At 71.7% G+C, this 16,449-nt stretch carries 23 protein-coding genes; 19 read left to right on the top strand and 4 right to left on the bottom strand.

Going from position 1 to position 16,449, the window contains the following annotated elements; translation table 11 throughout:
- The first annotated feature begins 5 nt into the window (after nt 1-5).
- Genes purE through QOL99_RS02250 form a run of 3 tightly spaced genes read left to right on the top strand, consistent with a single transcriptional unit; the run spans nt 6 to nt 2,181 of the window.
- Nucleotides 6-503, top strand: a complete 498-nt coding sequence (purE, locus tag QOL99_RS02260) for a 5-(carboxyamino)imidazole ribonucleotide mutase (protein ID WP_285521007.1) — start codon at nt 6-8, stop codon at nt 501-503.
- Nucleotides 500-1,612, top strand: a complete 1,113-nt coding sequence (gene purK / locus QOL99_RS02255; protein WP_285520995.1) for a 5-(carboxyamino)imidazole ribonucleotide synthase — start codon at nt 500-502, stop codon at nt 1,610-1,612. The genes purE and purK overlap by 4 nt, the downstream gene beginning before the upstream one ends.
- Complete coding sequence (locus QOL99_RS02250; protein WP_285520994.1) at nt 1,609-2,181, top strand: GNAT family N-acetyltransferase; 573 nt, start codon at nt 1,609-1,611, stop codon at nt 2,179-2,181. The genes purK and QOL99_RS02250 overlap by 4 nt, the downstream gene beginning before the upstream one ends.
- Before the next feature lie 6 nt (nt 2,182-2,187).
- On the opposite strand, the gene argB is transcribed toward QOL99_RS02250, so the two are convergent.
- On the bottom strand, nt 2,188-2,937 hold the full coding sequence (argB, locus tag QOL99_RS02245; RefSeq protein ID WP_285520993.1) for an acetylglutamate kinase: 750 nt from the start codon (nt 2,935-2,937) through the stop codon (nt 2,188-2,190).
- Nucleotides 2,938-2,982: 45 nt separating this feature from the next.
- Here argB and QOL99_RS02240 point away from each other — a divergent pair, with 45 nt between their 5' ends.
- Together QOL99_RS02240 and QOL99_RS02235 are read left to right on the top strand one after the other, a co-directional pair.
- A complete protein-coding gene (locus tag QOL99_RS02240) occupies nt 2,983-3,582 on the top strand; it encodes an NUDIX domain-containing protein (RefSeq protein WP_285520992.1) in 600 nt (199 codons plus the stop codon).
- The gene (locus tag QOL99_RS02235) at nt 3,579-4,199 is read left to right on the top strand and encodes an IMPACT family protein (protein WP_285520991.1); all 621 of its coding nucleotides are present in this window, start codon (nt 3,579-3,581) and stop codon (nt 4,197-4,199) included. The genes QOL99_RS02240 and QOL99_RS02235 overlap by 4 nt, the downstream gene beginning before the upstream one ends.
- A gap of 13 nt (nt 4,200-4,212) precedes the next feature.
- Here QOL99_RS02235 and QOL99_RS02230 read toward each other — a convergent pair whose 3' ends face one another.
- The gene (locus QOL99_RS02230; RefSeq protein ID WP_285520990.1) at nt 4,213-4,404 is read right to left on the bottom strand and encodes a hypothetical protein; all 192 of its coding nucleotides are present in this window, start codon (nt 4,402-4,404) and stop codon (nt 4,213-4,215) included.
- A gap of 19 nt (nt 4,405-4,423) precedes the next feature.
- Here QOL99_RS02230 and ispF point away from each other — a divergent pair, with 19 nt between their 5' ends.
- Complete coding sequence (ispF, locus tag QOL99_RS02225) at nt 4,424-4,918, top strand: 2-C-methyl-D-erythritol 2,4-cyclodiphosphate synthase (protein ID WP_285520989.1); 495 nt, start codon at nt 4,424-4,426, stop codon at nt 4,916-4,918.
- Nucleotides 4,908-5,387 carry a tRNA (cytidine(34)-2'-O)-methyltransferase gene (locus QOL99_RS02220; RefSeq protein ID WP_407650134.1) on the top strand — a complete coding sequence of 160 codons (480 nt, stop codon included), beginning with the start codon at nt 4,908-4,910 and terminating at the stop codon, nt 5,385-5,387. The genes ispF and QOL99_RS02220 overlap by 11 nt, the downstream gene beginning before the upstream one ends.
- A 10-nt stretch (nt 5,388-5,397) precedes the next feature.
- On the opposite strand, the gene QOL99_RS02215 is transcribed toward QOL99_RS02220, so the two are convergent.
- Entirely contained in the window at nt 5,398-5,688 is a 291-nt protein-coding gene (locus QOL99_RS02215) for a hypothetical protein (protein ID WP_285520987.1), read from the bottom strand.
- Nucleotides 5,689-5,779: 91 nt separating this feature from the next.
- Here QOL99_RS02215 and QOL99_RS02210 point away from each other — a divergent pair, with 91 nt between their 5' ends.
- The 6 genes from QOL99_RS02210 (at nt 5,780) to prmC (ending at nt 10,078) form a co-directional block, all read left to right on the top strand.
- Nucleotides 5,780-6,019 (top strand): hypothetical protein, encoded by a 240-nt coding sequence (locus tag QOL99_RS02210; RefSeq protein ID WP_285520986.1) that lies wholly within the window; start codon nt 5,780-5,782, stop codon nt 6,017-6,019.
- Entirely contained in the window at nt 6,016-6,630 is a 615-nt protein-coding gene (locus QOL99_RS02205; RefSeq protein WP_285520985.1) for a DUF2087 domain-containing protein, read from the top strand. Before QOL99_RS02210 ends, QOL99_RS02205 begins: the two co-directional genes overlap by 4 nt.
- 5 nt (nt 6,631-6,635) lie before the next feature.
- Entirely contained in the window at nt 6,636-7,871 is a 1,236-nt protein-coding gene (locus tag QOL99_RS02200) for an aminopeptidase (RefSeq protein ID WP_285520984.1), read from the top strand.
- A 73-nt stretch (nt 7,872-7,944) separates the two neighbouring features.
- The gene (locus QOL99_RS02195; protein WP_285520983.1) at nt 7,945-8,532 is read left to right on the top strand and encodes a peptidylprolyl isomerase; all 588 of its coding nucleotides are present in this window, start codon (nt 7,945-7,947) and stop codon (nt 8,530-8,532) included.
- A 63-nt stretch (nt 8,533-8,595) separates the two neighbouring features.
- Nucleotides 8,596-9,186 carry a Jag family protein gene (locus QOL99_RS02190; RefSeq protein ID WP_285520982.1) on the top strand — a complete coding sequence of 197 codons (591 nt, stop codon included), beginning with the start codon at nt 8,596-8,598 and terminating at the stop codon, nt 9,184-9,186.
- 16 nt (nt 9,187-9,202) lie between these two features.
- A complete protein-coding gene (gene prmC, locus QOL99_RS02185; protein WP_285520981.1) occupies nt 9,203-10,078 on the top strand; it encodes a peptide chain release factor N(5)-glutamine methyltransferase in 876 nt (291 codons plus the stop codon).
- Here prmC and ribH read toward each other — a convergent pair.
- Complete coding sequence (ribH, locus tag QOL99_RS02180; protein WP_285520980.1) at nt 10,044-10,517, bottom strand: 6,7-dimethyl-8-ribityllumazine synthase; 474 nt, start codon at nt 10,515-10,517, stop codon at nt 10,044-10,046. The genes prmC and ribH overlap by 35 nt on opposite strands.
- A 188-nt stretch (nt 10,518-10,705) precedes the next feature.
- Between ribH and purC the strand changes: the two genes are divergently transcribed.
- The 6 genes from purC to purF are packed head-to-tail and all read left to right on the top strand — an operon-like array spanning nt 10,706 to nt 16,423.
- Nucleotides 10,706-11,422: a phosphoribosylaminoimidazolesuccinocarboxamide synthase gene (purC, locus tag QOL99_RS02175; RefSeq protein ID WP_285520979.1), complete on the top strand. Its 717-nt coding sequence runs from the start codon at nt 10,706-10,708 to the stop codon at nt 11,420-11,422.
- 31 nt (nt 11,423-11,453) lie between these two features.
- Entirely contained in the window at nt 11,454-11,720 is a 267-nt protein-coding gene (purS, locus tag QOL99_RS02170) for a phosphoribosylformylglycinamidine synthase subunit PurS (protein WP_285520978.1), read from the top strand.
- Nucleotides 11,717-12,088 carry a cupin domain-containing protein gene (locus tag QOL99_RS02165; RefSeq protein ID WP_285520977.1) on the top strand — a complete coding sequence of 124 codons (372 nt, stop codon included), beginning with the start codon at nt 11,717-11,719 and terminating at the stop codon, nt 12,086-12,088. Before purS ends, QOL99_RS02165 begins: the two co-directional genes overlap by 4 nt.
- Nucleotides 12,085-12,756 carry a phosphoribosylformylglycinamidine synthase subunit PurQ gene (purQ, locus tag QOL99_RS02160; RefSeq protein ID WP_285520976.1) on the top strand — a complete coding sequence of 224 codons (672 nt, stop codon included), beginning with the start codon at nt 12,085-12,087 and terminating at the stop codon, nt 12,754-12,756. The genes QOL99_RS02165 and purQ overlap by 4 nt, the downstream gene beginning before the upstream one ends.
- Nucleotides 12,753-15,008: a phosphoribosylformylglycinamidine synthase subunit PurL gene (gene purL / locus QOL99_RS02155; protein WP_285520975.1), complete on the top strand. Its 2,256-nt coding sequence runs from the start codon at nt 12,753-12,755 to the stop codon at nt 15,006-15,008. Before purQ ends, purL begins: the two co-directional genes overlap by 4 nt.
- Complete coding sequence (gene purF / locus QOL99_RS02150) at nt 15,005-16,423, top strand: amidophosphoribosyltransferase (RefSeq protein WP_285520974.1); 1,419 nt, start codon at nt 15,005-15,007, stop codon at nt 16,421-16,423. The genes purL and purF overlap by 4 nt, the downstream gene beginning before the upstream one ends.
- Nucleotides 16,424-16,449 lie beyond the last annotated feature (26 nt).

The raw sequence follows: 16,449 nt of genomic DNA, 5'->3' as shown, positions 1-16,449 counted from the left end.
CCCGCGTGGGCGTGGTGATGGGGTCGCGCAGCGACTTCGGGACGATGGAGGGAGCGCTGGAGCTGCTCGCCCGGCTGGGGGTGCCCTACGAGGTCCGGGTGCTCTCGGCGCACCGCACGCCGGGGCTGCTGGCATCCTACGCGGCGCGGGCCGAGCGCCTGAACCTGGGCTGCATCATCGCCGGGGCGGGGGGCGCGGCGCACCTGCCGGGGATGCTGGCGGCCTTCACGCGGGTGCCGGTGCTGGGGGTGCCGGTGCAGAGCCGGGCGCTGTCGGGCAAAGACAGCCTCCTGAGCATCGTGCAGATGCCCGCCGGGGTGCCCGTGGCGACCTTTGCCATCGGGGAGGCGGGGGCGAGGAACGCGGCCCTGTTCGCCGCGGCGCTGCTCGCCACCACCGACGAGGGGGTGCGGGCGCGGCTGGACGCCTTCCGCGCGGCGCAGACGCAGGCGGTGCTGGACAACCCCCACTTCGACGGCCATCCGCAGGCGGGGGCACAGTGAGCGCTCCGGGCCGGACCCTGGGCATCCTGGGCGGCGGGCAGCTCGCGCAGATGCTGGCCCTGGCCGCCCTGCCCCTCGGCGTGCGCTGCGTCGTGCTGGAACCCGACCCCCAGGCCCCCGCCCGGCTGTGCGCCGAGCACCTCCAGGCCCCCTACACCGATCCCGCCGGGCTGGAGCGGCTGGCCGCCTGCGACGCGGTGACCCTGGAGTTCGAGAATGTGCCCGTGGAGGCCCTCGCCGCGCTGGAGGGCCGCGTTCCGGTGCGGCCCGGCGGCGCCGTGCTGGCCCGCTCCAGGCACCGCGCCCGCGAGAAGGAGGCGTTGCGGGCGGCAGGGGTGCCCACCGCGCCCTTCGTGGAGGTGCGCGGGGAAGATGATCTCGCCGGGGCGCTGGAGGCCGTGGGCGGGCGGGGCCTGCTGAAGACCTCCGAACTCGGCTACGACGGCAAGGGGCAGCGCCGGGTGGGCAGCGGGGCGGAACTGCGGGCGGCCTGGGCCGAGCTGGGGAGCGTGCCCGGCGTGCTGGAGGGACTGGTGCCCTTCGAACGCGAGGTCAGCCTCGCGGTGGCCCGCAACGCGGCGGGCGAGGTGGCGTTCGGGCCGCTCGTCGAGAACGTCCACCGGGACGGAATCCTACGGACGAGCGTCTGGCCCGCCGCCGTGCCCGCCGGGACCGAAGCGCAGGCCCGCGCCCTGGCCGGAGCAGTGGCCGGGGCCTGGGGCCTGGAAGGGCTGCTGACCCTGGAGTTCTTCGCGCTGCCGGGCGGTGAGCTGCTGGCGAACGAGGTCGCCCCACGTGTCCACAACTCCGGGCACCTCACCCAGGACGGGGGCGGGGTCAGCCAGTTCGGGGCGCAGGTGCGGGCGGTGCTGGGCCTGGGGCTGACCGACTGGGCCCCCCTCCACCCCACGGCGATGGTGAACGTGGTGGGCACCCCAGGCGGACGGGAGCCCGACTGGGCGGCGGTGGACGCGCTGCCGGGCACCCGCGTCCACCTCTACCACAAGGCCACCCGGCCGGGGCGCAAGGTGGGACACGTGAACCTCGTCGCGCCGGATGGGGACACGCTGCGCGACCGGCTGGCGCAGCTGGAGGCGCTGATTCCGTGAAGCCTCCGATTCTCCCCAGCGAACTGCGAACTCCCCGCCTGCTCCTGCGCCCGCCCCACCCGGGCGACGCCCCGGCGGTTCACGCCGCGATTCAGGCGTCCCTCCCCGAGCTGCGGCGCTGGATGGTCTGGGCGCAGGACCCACCGGACCTCGCCGGGACGGTGGAGAACCTGACCCGTGCGGCCGAAGCGTATGCGGCGGGCGAGAACCTGCGGCTGCACGTCTGGAGCGCGGACGGGCGCGAACTGATCGGCAGCAGCGGCTACCACGCGCTGGACTGGCGCGTCCCCCGGGGCGAGATCGGGTACTGGATCGCCACGCCGCACGCCGGGCAGGGCTACGCGACCGAGGTGGCCCGTGCCCTGACCGACTTCGCCCTGCGCCCGCAGGAGGACGGCGGCCTGGGCTTTCGCCGCCTGGAACTCCGCACGGACGCCCGCAACGAGCGCAGCGCCCGCATTCCCCGCGCCCTGGGCTATGCGCTGGACGCGACCCTGAAGAACGACGACGTGGCGGCCGATGACCCCACGCAACTGCGGGACACGCTGATCTTCAGCCGGGTCCGCTGAGGCCGCTCAGGGCGTCAGCCGCGTGCCCGCCTCGCCCCGCACGGCCGCCGCGAGCACGCCCTCCCGCATCCCGCTGGCGATCACCGCGAAGGGGGCTCCGGCCTCCAGCGCCTCCAGCGCCGCCCGCACCTTGGGAATCATGCCGCCCGCGATCCAGCCCTCCGCGATCCCGGTCTCCGCCTCGGCGCGGGTGAGGTGCCCGGCGAGGCTCCCCGGATCGGGGTAGGCCCGGTAGATGCCGTCCACATCGGTCAGGAAGACGATGCCCTCGCCCAGCGCCCCGGCGACTGCCCCCGCCGCCGTGTCCGCGTTGACGTTCAGCGCCCCGCCGTCCGGCCCGACCGCCACGCAGCCCACCACCGGGGTGAGTCCGGCCCCGAGTAAAGTCCGCAGCAGGTCAGCATTCACCCCGGTCACCCGGCCCACCCGCCCCAGCGCGGGGTCGAGCACCTCGGCCCGCAGCAGTTCGCTGTCGCGGCCCATCAGGCCGACCGCGCCGCCGATCTCCTGGCTGAGCTGCTTGCCCAGCTGGCCCAGGGCCATCTCCACCACGTCCATCGCTTCCGGCGAGGTGACCCGCAGCCCGGCCCGGAACTCGGAGGGAATCCCGCGTGCCCCCAGCTCGCGCTCGATGGCCGGGCCGCCCCCGTGGACGACCACGACGGGTACCTCGGCGCGGAGGGCCGCGATCTCGCGGGCGACGGCGCGGCGCAGTTCGGGGCTTTTCATGGCGTTGCCGCCGTACTTGACGATCACGCGGAGCAGTCTAGCGGGGCCGGGCCTCTGCGCTAGCCTCTGGCCATGATCCCCGAACCGCCGGAACACCCCAACTGGGCCGCGCTCGTGCCCGGCGGGGTGCAACCCTGGAAGACGCTGTCGTCGCGCGTGCTGGTAGACGGCTTCCGGGTGGTGCTCGAAGACCGGGTGCAGACCCCCTCGGGCGCGGAGGTGCGCTACCAGTACCGCCCGCGCGGTCCCCGCGCCACCTTCGTGCTGCCGGTGACGCCGGAGGGCGAGGCCGTGCTGATCCGGCAGTTCCGCTACCCACTGGGGGCGACCGTCTGGGAGGTCGTGGCCGGGGGCGTCGAGCGCGGCGAGGATCTGCTGGAGGCCGCCCGGCGCGAACTCGCCGAGGAGGTGGGCGGCGTGGCGGGGGAATGGGTCGCGCTGCCCGGCTTCTACCCGCAGCCCAGCATCAGCGGGGTGGTCTTCTACTCGATGCTGGCGCTGGGCGTGCGGCTGGGCGACACCGCCCACGAGGAGGGCGAGGTCATCGAGCGGGTGACGCTGCCCCTCCCGGAGGTCTACCGGATGCTGGAGGCGGGCGAGATTCACGACGGCCCCAGCAGCCTGACCCTGTGGCACGCGCGGCGGCATCTGGTGGAGCGCGGCCTGCTGTGACCGAACTCCCCGCGCCCTTCACCACCCTCGCGGGGCCGCACCGCCACGACGCGGTCGTCGAGAACAGCGAATTCCTGGCCTTCGCAGAGCGGGCCGACACCCCGGAGGAGGCCCTCGCGCAGCTCTCGGCCCTGCGGGAACGTTACCCGGATGCCACCCACCACTGCTGGGCCTACCGCATCGGGGCGCTGTACCGCTTCAGCGACGACGGCGAGCCGGGCGGGACGGCGGGTGCCCCGATCCTGCGGGCGACCGAGGGGCAGGGGGTGGACCACGTGATGGTCGTCGTCGTGCGCTTCTACGGCGGCGTCAAGCTGGGGACGGGCGGGCTGGTCCGCGCCTACGGGGGCACCGCCGCCGAATGCCTGCGCACCGCCCCCCGGCTGGAGGTGCGGCCCCGGCAACCGCTGAGGGTGCGGGTGCCCTTCGAGCACCTCAGCGTGCTGTATCACCTGCTGGGCACCTTCGACACCGTGCGCGGCGAGGAGACCTATACCGCTTCCGGCGTGGAACTGACCGTGGAGGTCTACCCCCAGGACGCGGCGGCGTTCGCGGCGGCGTTACGGGACGGCACGCGGGGAGCGGGAGAGGTGGAGGAGGCAGGGGCGCGGGGCTGACCCGAAGCCGCTCTTACGGGATGGTCAGGCCGAGCAGGTAGGAAAGGACGCCCATCAACACGGCCGGGACCCCACATACCGCGCTGGCGATCACCAGGCTCCTCCGGCGGGTCCGGTCCGCCAGACCGCCGAGGACAACGCTGCCCAGGAGCAAGACCAGGGCAACGGGCACAGTGAGATTGAGCAGCATATAGGGCTGGGACATCCTCGCCTAAGCTACTCCCATGACCCTCCCCTCTCCCCTTCCCTACCGCATCGGCTACGGCGAGGACGCACACCGGCTGGAGGCAGGCCGTCTCCTGGTGCTGGGCGGCGTCCCCATTCCGCACGCGGCGCGCGGCGCGGTGGCCCACTCGGACGGGGACGCCGTGCTGCACGCGGTCGCGGACGCCCTGCTCTCGGGCCTCGCGCTGGGGGATATCGGGCACTACTACCCGGACACGGCCGCCGAGCACGCGGGGCTGGATTCGCGGGTAATTCTCCAGGACAGCCTCGCGCTGGTGCGGGAGTGGAAGTACCGCCCGGCGAATGTGGCCCTGGTGGTCACCCTCGACCGCCCCAAGCTGGGGCCGCTGCGGGCCGAGATCGCCCGCACGGTGGCGGGGCTGCTGGGCCTCCCCGAAACGGAGGTCGGCGTGAGCTTCAAGACCTCCGAGGGGCTGGCCCCGGACCACGTGCAGGTCCGCGTGACCGCGCTGCTGGTGCGCGATGGGGACTGAACCGCCCGTGGGTGACCCCCTCCTCCACGTCGTGCTGTTCGAGCCGGAAAAGGCCGGGAATGTCGGCAACGTGGCCCGCACCTGCGCTGTCCTCGGGGCCGAGCTGCACCTGATCCGGCCCTTCGGCTTCCACCTGCACGACCGCGAGTTTCGCCGCGCGGTGATGGACTATCTGGAGGGCGTGACGCTGCACGAACACGCGAACTGGACGGCGTATCAGGCCAGCCTGCCCGCACAGGCGCGGGTGTGGGCCTTTTCCACCCACGCCGAGACGCTGCACACGCGGGCGGGCTTTCAGCGGGGTGACCACCTGCTGTTCGGCCCGGAGTCACGCGGCCTCCCCTCCTGGCTGCGGGAGGGCCTGCCCACGCTCAAGCTGCCCCAGCCCGGCGGGGGCCGCAGCCTGAACCTGGCGGTGGCGGCGGGAATAGCGGCGTTCGAGGCAGGGCGGCAGATCGAGGGGTGGTGAGGCAGGGGACCTAGCGGCGCTGGCCCAACCTGCGGCGGGCCGCGAGCCATACCACCAGTCCGGCGGCTCCCAGCGCCGCCCCCAGCGGCAGGGTCAGCAGCATCAGCCACCCCATCACGAACAGCGTGGACAGCAGGCCCCCCACGTCCACCCCGGCGACTACGCAGGGATAACTTCCGGCCTCGTCCAGTCGGCAGCCAAAGGCCCCCGCCACCACCGAGGCGATCAGCACCCCCAGCAGCGGCCCGAAGGTCAGGAGCGCCCACAGCAGGGCAGCCAGAATGGGCAGGCGGCGGCGCATGAACCAGCGTACCGGAGGCAGAACCGCTAGGCCATCTGTCTTATTTCGATAAGTCTCGAAACGTCTTAGATTGGGTTCGAGAGGAGTCGAAATGGAACAGGAGCAGATGAACGCGCAGGCCCATATGAACACCCAGTACCGCCGCATTCTGGACGGCCTGCTCACGAATGCCGAGCGGGACGTGCGCCTGGCACGGGCGGAGGGGGACCGGGGGGGGCAGGCCAGGGCGCAGGCCCGGCTGGACACCCTGCGGGCTGCCCTGGAGATCTACGCCGCGTCTCACCTCGTCGCGCACGGGGAGCGGCCCTGGCCCCGGGAGGTGGCCCGGTGAGGGCCTCCGCGAACGATCAGGCCGCCCTCTTCCGCGCCCTGTCCCACCCCGCCCGGGTGACCCTGCTGCGGCTGACCTGGGAAGAGGCCCTGTCCGGCGAGACGCTGGCCCGGCTGCTGAACCTCGCGCCCGCCACGGTCAGCCACCACCTCTCGCACCTGACCGAGGCCGGACTGATGACCGTGCGGCCCGACGGCCACCACCGCCTGTTCGGAGCGAACCGCCCCGCCCTCGACCTCACGCTGAGCGCCCTGGTGCGCGGCGAGGCGGCCCCGCCTGCCCCCGAGGACCCCTACCGGGCGCGGGTGCTGCGGGCCTTCATGCGGGACGGCAAGCTCACCCGGATTCCCGCCCAGCGCAAGAAACGCGACGTGATCCTCCGCGAACTCGCCGCCCTGTTCGAGCCGGGGCGCACCTACAGCGAGCGCGAGGTGAGTGACGCGCTGGCCGAGTACCACCCCGACTTCTTCACCCTGCGCCGCGAACTGATCGGGCTGGGCCTGCTCGCGCGCGAAAAGGGCGTGTACTGGCGGGTCACGCAAGGAGCCGCGCCGCGCACGCCCCAGATGGCCGACGACCTCACGCTGAGGCTGCCGGGGGCCGTAGAGTGACGCCCATGACCCTTTCCTTCGACGACAAACTGGCCCGCTACGCCGAACTCCTCGTGCGGACGGGCGTGAATCTGCCCGCGGGCGGCAAGCTGCTGGTGCAGGCACCCCTCGAGGCCGCGCCCCTGGTACGGCTGGTGACGCGCTCGGCTTACCGGGCGGGGGCGCTTGACGTGCGCGTGAACTACAACGACGCGCACCTCGGGCTGGCCCTGTTCGAGGACGGCAGCGACGAGGCCGTGGATTTCCTGCCCGACTGGCACGCGGCCCAGCGCGAGGCGATGGTCGCGGACGGCTACGCCTCGATCGGCATCGTGGGCGAGGACCCCTCGCTGCTCGCGGGCGTGGACCCCTCGCGCATCGCCCGGCGCTCCAAGCTGCTGGCACAGGCGATGAAGGCCGTCTCGGAGGCGACCGGCGGTTTTCAGGTCAACTGGACCGTCGCCGCGATGAGCACCCCCGCCTGGGCCGCCCGCGTCTACCCGGAGCTGCCCGAGGCCGAGGCCGTCGCCCGGCTGTGGGACGACATCTTCGCGGTCACGCGGGCCGACCATACGGACCCGGTGGCTGCCTGGGACGCGCACCTCGCGCGGCTGGAGCGCCTGACCGCCCTCCTGAACGCGAAGCAGTACGCGGCGATTCACCTGCGCTCCGAACTGGGCACCGACCTCACCGTGGGGCTGGCGGAACACCACATCTGGCAGGGCGGCGCGGAGACGGCGAAAAACGGCGTGCGCGGCGTGCCCAACCTCCCCACCGACGAGGTCTTCACGGCGCCTCACCGCGAGCGGGTGGACGGCGTGGCGGTGGCCTCCAAGCCGCTCTCGGCGCGTGGGCAACTGATCGAGGGCATCCGGGTGCGCTTCGAGGGGGGCCGCGCGGTGGAGGTCAGCGCCGGGAAGGGCGAGGAGACCCTGCGAGGCCTGATCGACACCGACGAGGGCGCGGCCCGCCTGGGCGAGATCGCCCTGGTCCCGGCCAGCGCCCCCGTGTCGCGGACGGGCACCCTCTTCCTGAACACCCTCTTCGACGAGAACGCGGCCTCGCACATCGCCCTGGGGCGCTGCTACCCCACCAACGTGCAGCACGGCGAGAACCCCGAGGCCCTGCTCGCGGCGGGCGGCAACGACAGCCTGATCCACGTGGACTGGATGATCGGCACCGCCGGGACCGACGTGGACGGCGTGACGCAGGGTGGGGACCGCGAGCCGCTGATGCGCGGGGGGGAGTGGGTGGTGGAGTGAAGAGCCTCGCGGTGGGGCTGGCCCTTCCTGGCGACTGGGGGCGGGCGACGGGCAACCCGTTACAATGCCCCCCATGAGCGACTACACCGCCGACGGGTTCCAGGCCACGCCCTACCTGAGCGACGAGCGCAAGACCAGCTTCTCCCAGCTGCCCGAACTCGGAGACGGCATCGAGCCGGGCAAGAGCTACCGCGCCGTCATGGAGACGAGCAAGGGCCGCCTCGTGATCGACCTGTTCGCGGACGACGCGCCCGTCACCGTGAACTCCTTCGCGTACCTGATCCGGCACCACTACTACGACGGGATCAAGTTTCACCGCGTGATCGACGGCTTCATGGCGCAGGGCGGGGACCCCACGGGCACGGGCACGGGCGGCCCCGGCTACACCTTCGACGACGAGATCAACACCCAGCGCCACGACGCCAAGGGCGTGCTGAGCATGGCGAACGCGGGCACGCGCATGGGCCAGGGCACCAACGGCTCGCAGTTTTTCATCACCTTCGGGCCGACCCCGCACCTCGACGGGCGGCACACGGTCTTTGGGCGCGTGGTGGAGGGGCTCGACGTCCTTGACCGCCTCACCCGCATCCAGCCCGGTATGCCCGGCACGCCCGACGTGATCGAGCGGGCCTACCTCGTGGAGAAGAACGCGGAAGGCTGAACGCGGCAGATGGGCAGGGGGCAGAGGCGGCGGCTTCTGCCCCCTGCTCTGTACACTGCTCTCATGGACAACCGCACGAACCTCGACGACTACCTCGCCGGGCTGGGCATCGCGGGCGCGGACGAGACGGAGGCGCCCCCGCCCGCGCCGGAGGTGACCGCTGGTCCCGTCCCCGCGCCCGAGCCCACCGACGAGGACCCCCGCGCGGTGCTGGAGCGCTTTCTGGGTGGCCTCACCGCCCGCGTCGACCCCGACCTCGCGGTCACGGTGCGCGAGGGCGAGGGCGCCCTGGAGGCCGAGATCACCGGCGAGAGCGCCGGGCGGCTCGCGGGCCGCGACGGGCGCACGCTGGGGGCCATCGAGGTGCTGGCCTACACGGTGCTCGCCAAGCAGGCGGGCCGCACCGACCTGCGGGTGCGGGTGGACGTGGGGGGCTTCCGCAAGCGGCAGGCCGACACGCTGGCCAAACTCGCCGAGCGCCTCGCCGTGCAGGTCGCCAAGAGCGGCGAACCCCACGAACTCCAGCCCATGCCCGCCGCCGACCGCCGGGTGCTGCACATCGCCCTCAAGGAACATCCCGACGTGACCACCGAGTCGGTGGGCGAGGGCCCGGCGCGGCGCCTGATCATCAAGCCGAGAAGCTACGGGGAATGAGGCGGGGGCCGTCCGCGTGCCGACCCTTCACACTCTGCTGACCGGGGCCCGCGAGCGGCTGCGCGAGGCGGGCGTCCCCTCCCCGGAGGCGGACGCCCGCGCCCTGGTCACGCACGCGCTGGGGCTGACCGGAGCCGCGCTGCTGACCCGCGCGGGGGAGGCGGTGCCGGACGAGGGCGCCGCGCGGCTGCGGGCGCTGCTGGAACGCCGAATCGCGCGGGTGCCCCTCCAGCACCTGCTGGGTGAGGTGGAGTGGGGTGGCGTGCGGCTGCGGACCGACGGGCGGGCGCTGGTGCCGAGGCCGGAAACCGAGTGGTTGCTGCACCTCGCGCTGGAGGCGCTGCGCCCCCTGGCGGCTCCCCGCGTGCTGGACGTGGGCACGGGGACGGGTGCCCTCGCGCTGGGGCTGAAGGCGGCCCGGCCAGACGCACACGTCACCGCGACCGACCTCAGCCCACAGGCGCTGACGCTGGCCCGCGAGAATGCCGTGCTCAACGGGTTGGACGTGGCCTTCGTGGAGGGCAGCCTGCTCGCGGGGTTGCCCGGTCCCTTCGACCTGATCGTGAGCAACCCGCCCTACCTCCCCGACGGGGACCGCGCCGGAGCCGACCCCGAGGTCAGGTTTGATCCCGACCTCGCCCTCTACGCGGGACCGGACGGGCTGGACGTGGCGCGGCCTCTGGCGGCGGAAGCGCAAGCGGCCCTGACTGCAGGCGGCGCCTTGCTGCTGGAACTCGACCCGCGCAATGCCCCCACGCTGGCCGGGGAGTTGCGGGCTGCGGGCTGGGAGGCCGAGGTGCTGCCCGACCTAGCTGGGCGGGAACGCTTCGTGCGGGCCACTCCCCCGCCGCCCGGAATCAGGCCCGCTCGGGAATCTGGCGCAGCAGGTTGACGGTCTCGATCATGGCGAGGACGGCCTCGCCGCCCTTGTTGCCGGCCTTCGTTCCGGAGCGCTCGATCGCCTGCTCGGTGGTGTCGGTGGTCAGCACCCCGAAGGCGATGGGCACGCCCGTGTGCAGCATCGAGTTCAGGATGCCGTTCGTGGCCGCGCCCGCCACGAAATCGTAGTGGTCGGTCGCCCCCCGGATCACCGCCCCCAGGCACACCACCGCGTCGTAGCGCCCGCTCTCGGCCAGCCGCCGGGCGACCAGCGGCACCTCGAAGGAGCCGGGCACCAGGTAGTGGTCGAGGTCGGCGCTGTCGCCGCCGTGCTGCACGAAGGCCGTCTGCGCCCCCTCCACCAGCCGGTCCACCAGAAAATGGTTCCAGCGCGTGCTGACGATGGCGAACTTGAGCCCGGTCGCGATCAGGGTGGCTTCGGTGCGGTTCATGGGGGGCATTGTGCCGTGTCCGAGCGGCTGGGACGCCTGACCCGCGCGGCTTAACACGGTGTTAAGGTGGAGCACGGCAGCCCCCCGGCTGCGTTCCCTCTCCCTCTCTCTTCCACCCGCGTCCCGCGAGACGCCCCACGCCCCCCAGCGTGGTAAGCCCGCCCGAGAGGCGGCGATGGAGGCCCCACATGAAGCTTGAGCAGCGTTACGAGGGCAAGGCCAAGCGGGTCTACGCCACCGCCAACCCCCACGAGTACGTCGTGGAGTACAAGGACGACGCGACCGCCTTCAACGGGGTGAAAAAGGCCCAGGTCGCGGGCAAGGGCGAGATCAACAACGCGATCACGGCGCACCTCTACCCCCTGCTGGAAGGGGCCGGGATTCCAACACACTTTCTGGAGCGGCTCTCGGAGCGCGAGCAGCGGGTGCGGGCGGTGGAGATCATCCCCGTCGAGGTGATCGTGCGCAACGTGGCTGCCGGGAGCTTTTGCAAGCGGCTGGGGCTGGAGGAGGGGACAGAGTTGGCCCGCCCGGTCGTCGAATACTGCTACAAGAGTGACGCGCTGGGTGACCCCCTGATCAACACCGACACGGCGGTGGCGCTGGGCTGGGCGACCGAGGAGGAGCTGACGCGCCTCCGCGAGCTGGCGCTGAAGGTCCGCGATTTCCTCACGCCTTATTTCACCGCTCGCGGCATTCGCCTGATCGACTTCAAGCTGGAATTCGGCCGCACCCACGACGGTCAGGTCGTGCTGGCCGACGAGATCAGCCCCGACACCTGCCGCTTCTGGGACGCGGCGACCGGAGAGAAGCTCGACAAGGACCGCTTCCGCCGCGACCTCGGCGGCGTCGAGGATGCCTACGCCGAGATGCTGCACCGCGTAACTGCCCCCGCCCACGGCTGATCCTCGCCCCCTTTTCCACGGAGTGTGTTGCATGCCCACCTACCACGCCAAAGTGTTCGTGACCCTCAAGCCCTCCATCCTCGATCCGCAGGGGCGCACCGTCGAGCGGGCGCTGTCGCATCTGGACCACACCAACGTCTCGGGCGTGCGGGTGGGCAAGCTGATCGAGCTGACGGTCACGGGCGAGCGTCCCGAGGTCGAGGCCCAGCTCGCCGCCATCACGCGGGACGTGCTGAGCAACCCCGTGATGGAGGACGCCCGCTGGGAACTGGCCGAGCCTGATCCGGTGGGCGCATGACCCACCCCGAGACGGTGAATCTGGAGGAGAAGTTCGGCCGCTTTACCGAGGCGTGGAGTCCCAGGATCGTCGGGGAGCTGAACGGCCAGCAGGTCAAGCTCGCCAGGTTCCGGGGCGAGTTCCTCTGGCACGCCCACGAGCACGAGGACGAGCTGTTCCTCGTCGTACGCGGGACGATGCGGATGGGCTTCCGAGACGGCGACGTGCTGGTGCGGGAGGGCGAGTTCCTGATCGTGCCGCGCGGCGTGGAGCACTGCCCCGCTGCCGAGGGCGACGAGACGTGGGTGATGCTGCTGGAACCCGCCTCGACCGTGAACACCGGCACGGCGGGCGGCGAGCGCACTGTGACCGACCTGGAGCGCCTGTGAGGACCGCCGTCATCCAGTTCCCCGGCTCCAACTGCGACGCCGACGCCCTGCACGCCGCCCGCCTGACCCTGGACCCGGACGCGCGGTTCGTGTGGCACACCGAGGCTGGGCTGCCCGAGGGCACCGAGCTGGTGTTCCTGCCCGGCGGCTTCTCCTACGGCGACCACCTGCGCTCCGGGGCGATCGCGGCCCGCAGCCCGATCATGGCGGCGGTCAAGGCTCACGCCGAGCGCGGCGGCTATGTGCTGGGCGTGTGCAACGGCTTTCAGGTCCTCACGGAGGCGGGGCTGCTGCCGGGAGCCCTGTCGCGCAACCGCGACCTGCACTTCCACTGCGCTCCGGTTCACCTGCGGGTGGAGAATGCGCACACGGCCTTTACGGGAGCGTATGAGCCGGGCCAGACCATCGAAATCCCCATCGCGCACGGCGAGGGCAACTACTACGCCGATCCGGAAACGGTGGCGCGGCTGGAAACCGAGGGACGCGTCGTCTTCCGTTATGTGGACAACCCTAACGGCTCGCTGAACGACATCGCCGGAATCGTCAACGAGCGCGGGAACGTGCTGGGCATGATGCCCCACCCCGAGCGGGCGGTGGAGCTGCTGCTGGGCGGCGAGGACGGGCGGGGGATGTTCGAGAGCCTGCGGGCCGCAAAGGTGACGACATGACGACGACTTCCTCCCTCCGTTCCCGGGCCGCCACCTTCGGCCTGACTGCCGAGGAATACGACCTCCTCGTGTCCGGCATCGGGCGCGAGCCCAACGCGCTGGAAGCCGCCATCGTGGGCGCGATGTGGTCCGAACACTGCGGCTACAAGAACTCGCGGCCCCTCTTTTCCGCCTTTCCCACGACCGGGCCGCAGGTCCTCCAGGGTCCCGGCGAGAACGCGGGCGTGGTGGACATCGGGGAGGGGTGGGGCGTGGCCTTCAAGATGGAGAGCCACAACCACCCCTCCGCCGTCGAACCCGTGCAGGGCGCCGCGACGGGTGTGGGCGGCATCCTGCGCGACATCTTCGCGATGGGCGCGCGGCCTTTCGCGGTGCTGGACTCGCTGCGCTTCGGGAATCCCGACTCGCCCCGCACCCGCTTTCTGCTCAACGGCGTGGTGGAGGGCATCAGCCATTACGGCAACGCGATCGGGGTGCCCACCGTGGGCGGCGAGGTGACCTTTCACCCCAGCTATCAGGAGAACCCGCTGGTGAACGTGATGGCCCTGGGCCTGCTGCGCCACGAGGACCTGGCGAAGGGGACGATGGGCGAGGTCGGCAACCAGATTGTCTATGTGGGGTCCAAGACCGGGCGTGACGGGCTGGGCGGCGCGGTGTTCGCCTCCGCCGACCTCAGCGACGCCTCGCAGGCCGACCGCCCCGCCGTGCAGGTGGGCGACCCCTTCATGGAAAAGCTGCTGCTGGAGGCCACGCTGGAGGCCATCGAGTCCGGGCTGGTCGCGGGCGTGCAGGACATGGGCGCCGCCGGGCTGGTCAGTTCGACGTGCGAGATGGCCTACCGCGCGGGGCTGGGCATCACCATGAACCTCGACCTCGTGCCCACCCGCGAGTCGGGCATGGTCCCGATGGAACTGTGCCTGTCCGAGTCGCAGGAGCGCATGATTCTGGTGCCGGTGCCGGGGCGCGAGCAGGAATTGCTGGACCTCCTCGCCAAGTGGGAACTCGACGTGGTGACGATTGGCGAGGTGGAGGCGCACGACCGCTACCGCCTGACCTGGAGGGGCGAGGTGGTGTGCGACCTGCCCGTCGCCCTGCTGAACGAGGCGCCCAGGTACACCCGCGAGGGCGTGGAACTCGACGAAATCCGGGCGAGGCGCGAGCGCGACCTCAGCGGCGTGCCCGTGCCCGGCGACCTCGGCGCGGTGCTGGTGGACCTGCTCTCGCACCCCACCATCGCCTCCAAGCGGCCCATCTTCGAACGGTACGACCATCAGGTCATGACGAACACGGTGGTCGTGCCGGGCGCCGCCGACGCCGCCGTCATGCGGGTGAAGGGCAGCGGCATGGGCGTGGCCGCGACCTCGGACTGCAACCCCCGCTTCGTGTATCTGGACCCCTACACCGGGGCCGCCGCCGCCGTCGCGGAAGCCGCCCGCAACCTCGCTTGCGTGGGGGCCACCCCGCTGGCGATCACGGACAACCTCAACTTCGGCAACCCACACGAGCCGGGCGTGTACTACCAGCTTGGGCAGGCAGTCCAGGGCATCGCGGACGCCTGCCGGGCGCTGAACACCCCGGTGACGGGCGGCAACGTCAGCCTCTACAACCAGTACACCGAGGCCAGGGAAGACGGACAGAGCCACAAGGTCGCCATCCACCCCACGCCCACTATCGGCATGGTGGGCGTGCTCCCCGACGTGACCGTGCGGGCGACGCTGGACCTCAAGGCCGGGCCGCACACCCTCTACCTGCTGGGCGAGCACGCGACCACCATCGGCGCCTCGCAGTACCTCGAAACGGTGCATGGGCTGGAGGCGGGGCGGGTGCCGGGGCTGGACCTGGAGCTGGAGGCGAAGGTCATCGCGGGCACGCTCGCCCTGATCCGCGCGGGCCTGACGACGACCGCCCACGACGCCTCGGAGGGTGGGCTGGCGGTGGCCCTTGCGGAGATGGCGATCGCGGGCGGGCAGGGCCTGACGGTCACGCTGACCGCGCCGGAGAGTGTGCGCCCCGACGCCCTGCTGTTCGGAGAGGCGCACAGCCGCGTGATCGTGGCGGTGCCGGTCGGCCACGAACAGGCCGCGCAGGACGTGCTGGAGGGCCTGGGCGTGCCCTTCACGGCGCTGGGCGAGAGCCTGCCCGGCAGTGACCGGGTCACCATTGCGCTGAGCGGGGCGAACGTACAGTTGAGCGTGACCCTCGACACGCTGAAGCACGCCTTTGAGACGCCGCTGCGGGAGATCCTGGGATGATCTTCGACCCGGCCACCGACAAGCCGCAGGACGAGTGCGGCGTCTTCGGGCTGTACTCGCCGCAGCCCAACGACCTCGCGTGGCTGACCTACCTGGGCCTCTTTGCCCTGCAACACCGGGGGCAGGAGGCGGCGGGCATGTGCGTCAGCGACGGGGACAAGTTCCATGTGGACAAGGACCTGGGACTGGTCACGCAGGTCTTCGACGAGCGGCGGCTCGACGGCCTGCGTCTGCCCAACGCCCGCGTGAGCATCGGCCACGTGCGCTACTCGACCACCGGCTCGAACCTGCGCTTCAACGCCCAGCCGCTGACCACCCGCACGAACAAGGGCATCCTGGGCCTCGCGCACAACGGCAACTTCGTGAACGCCCGCGAGGTCCGGGGCGGGATGCTGATGGAAGGGGCGCTGTTCCAGACCACCAACGACTCCGAGGTCATGCTCAACCTGATCGCCCGCGAGTCGCATATGGACCTGATCGCCGCGACCGCCAGCGCGATGAAGGAACTCAAGGGCGGCTACGCCTGCGTGCTGATGAGCCGGACGCAACTGCTGGGCTTCCGCGACCCCCACGGGGTCCGGCCCCTGGTGATCGGCCAGCGCGAGGACGGGGCGTGGGCGCTGGCCTCCGAGCCATGCGCGCTGTACGCGGTGGGCGCCAGACTCATCCGCGACGTGCAGCCCGGCGAACTGGTCTGGATCGACCGGGACGGCCTGCACTCGCTGATGGTCGAGCCCAAGCGCCCCACCCCCTGCTCCTTCGAGTGGATCTACTTCGCCCGCAGCGACGGCGAACTCGACGGGGTGGATATCCACGAGAGCCGCCTCCGCATGGGCGCCCAGCTCGCCCGTGAATACCCGATTGAGGCCGATATCGTGGTGCCCGTCCCCGACTCCGGCATCGGCGCGGCCATCGGGTACGCCCGCGAGAGCGGCATCCTCTTCGACTACGGCCTGTACAAGAACCCCTACGCGGGCCGCACCTTCATCGCCCCCACCCAGGAGGCGCGGGAGCTGAAGGTCAAGATGAAGCTCTCGCCCACCAGCGCGGTGCGGGGCCGCCGGGTCATCCTGGTGGACGACTCCATCGTGCGCGGCACCACCAGCCGCCAGATCGTGAACCTGCTGCGCGAGGCGGGGGCCACCGAGGTTCATTTCCGGGTGTCCAGCCCGCCCATCACGCACCCGTGCTTCTACGGCATCGACACCGCCGCCCGCAAGGAACTTGTCGCCAGCACCCACAGCGTCGAGGAAATCCGGGCGCTGATCGGCGCGGATACCCTCGCCTTTATCAGCGAGCGCGGGTTGCGGGAGGCCATCGGCGGCTCCGGCCTGTGCGGGGCGTGCTTTACCGGGGACTATCCAGCGGGGACACCGCTGCTGAATGATGTGGACAAGCTGGCGCTGGAGGTGTGACCCCCCAGACAACGTCGCCGTTAGAC

The sequence above is a fragment of the Deinococcus rhizophilus genome (assembly GCF_030271215.1).
GTDB lineage: Bacteria > Deinococcota > Deinococci > Deinococcales > Deinococcaceae > Deinococcus > Deinococcus rhizophilus.
Note: the sequence above shows the minus strand (reverse complement) of the source record. Positions and strands in the feature narration are given on the sequence as shown.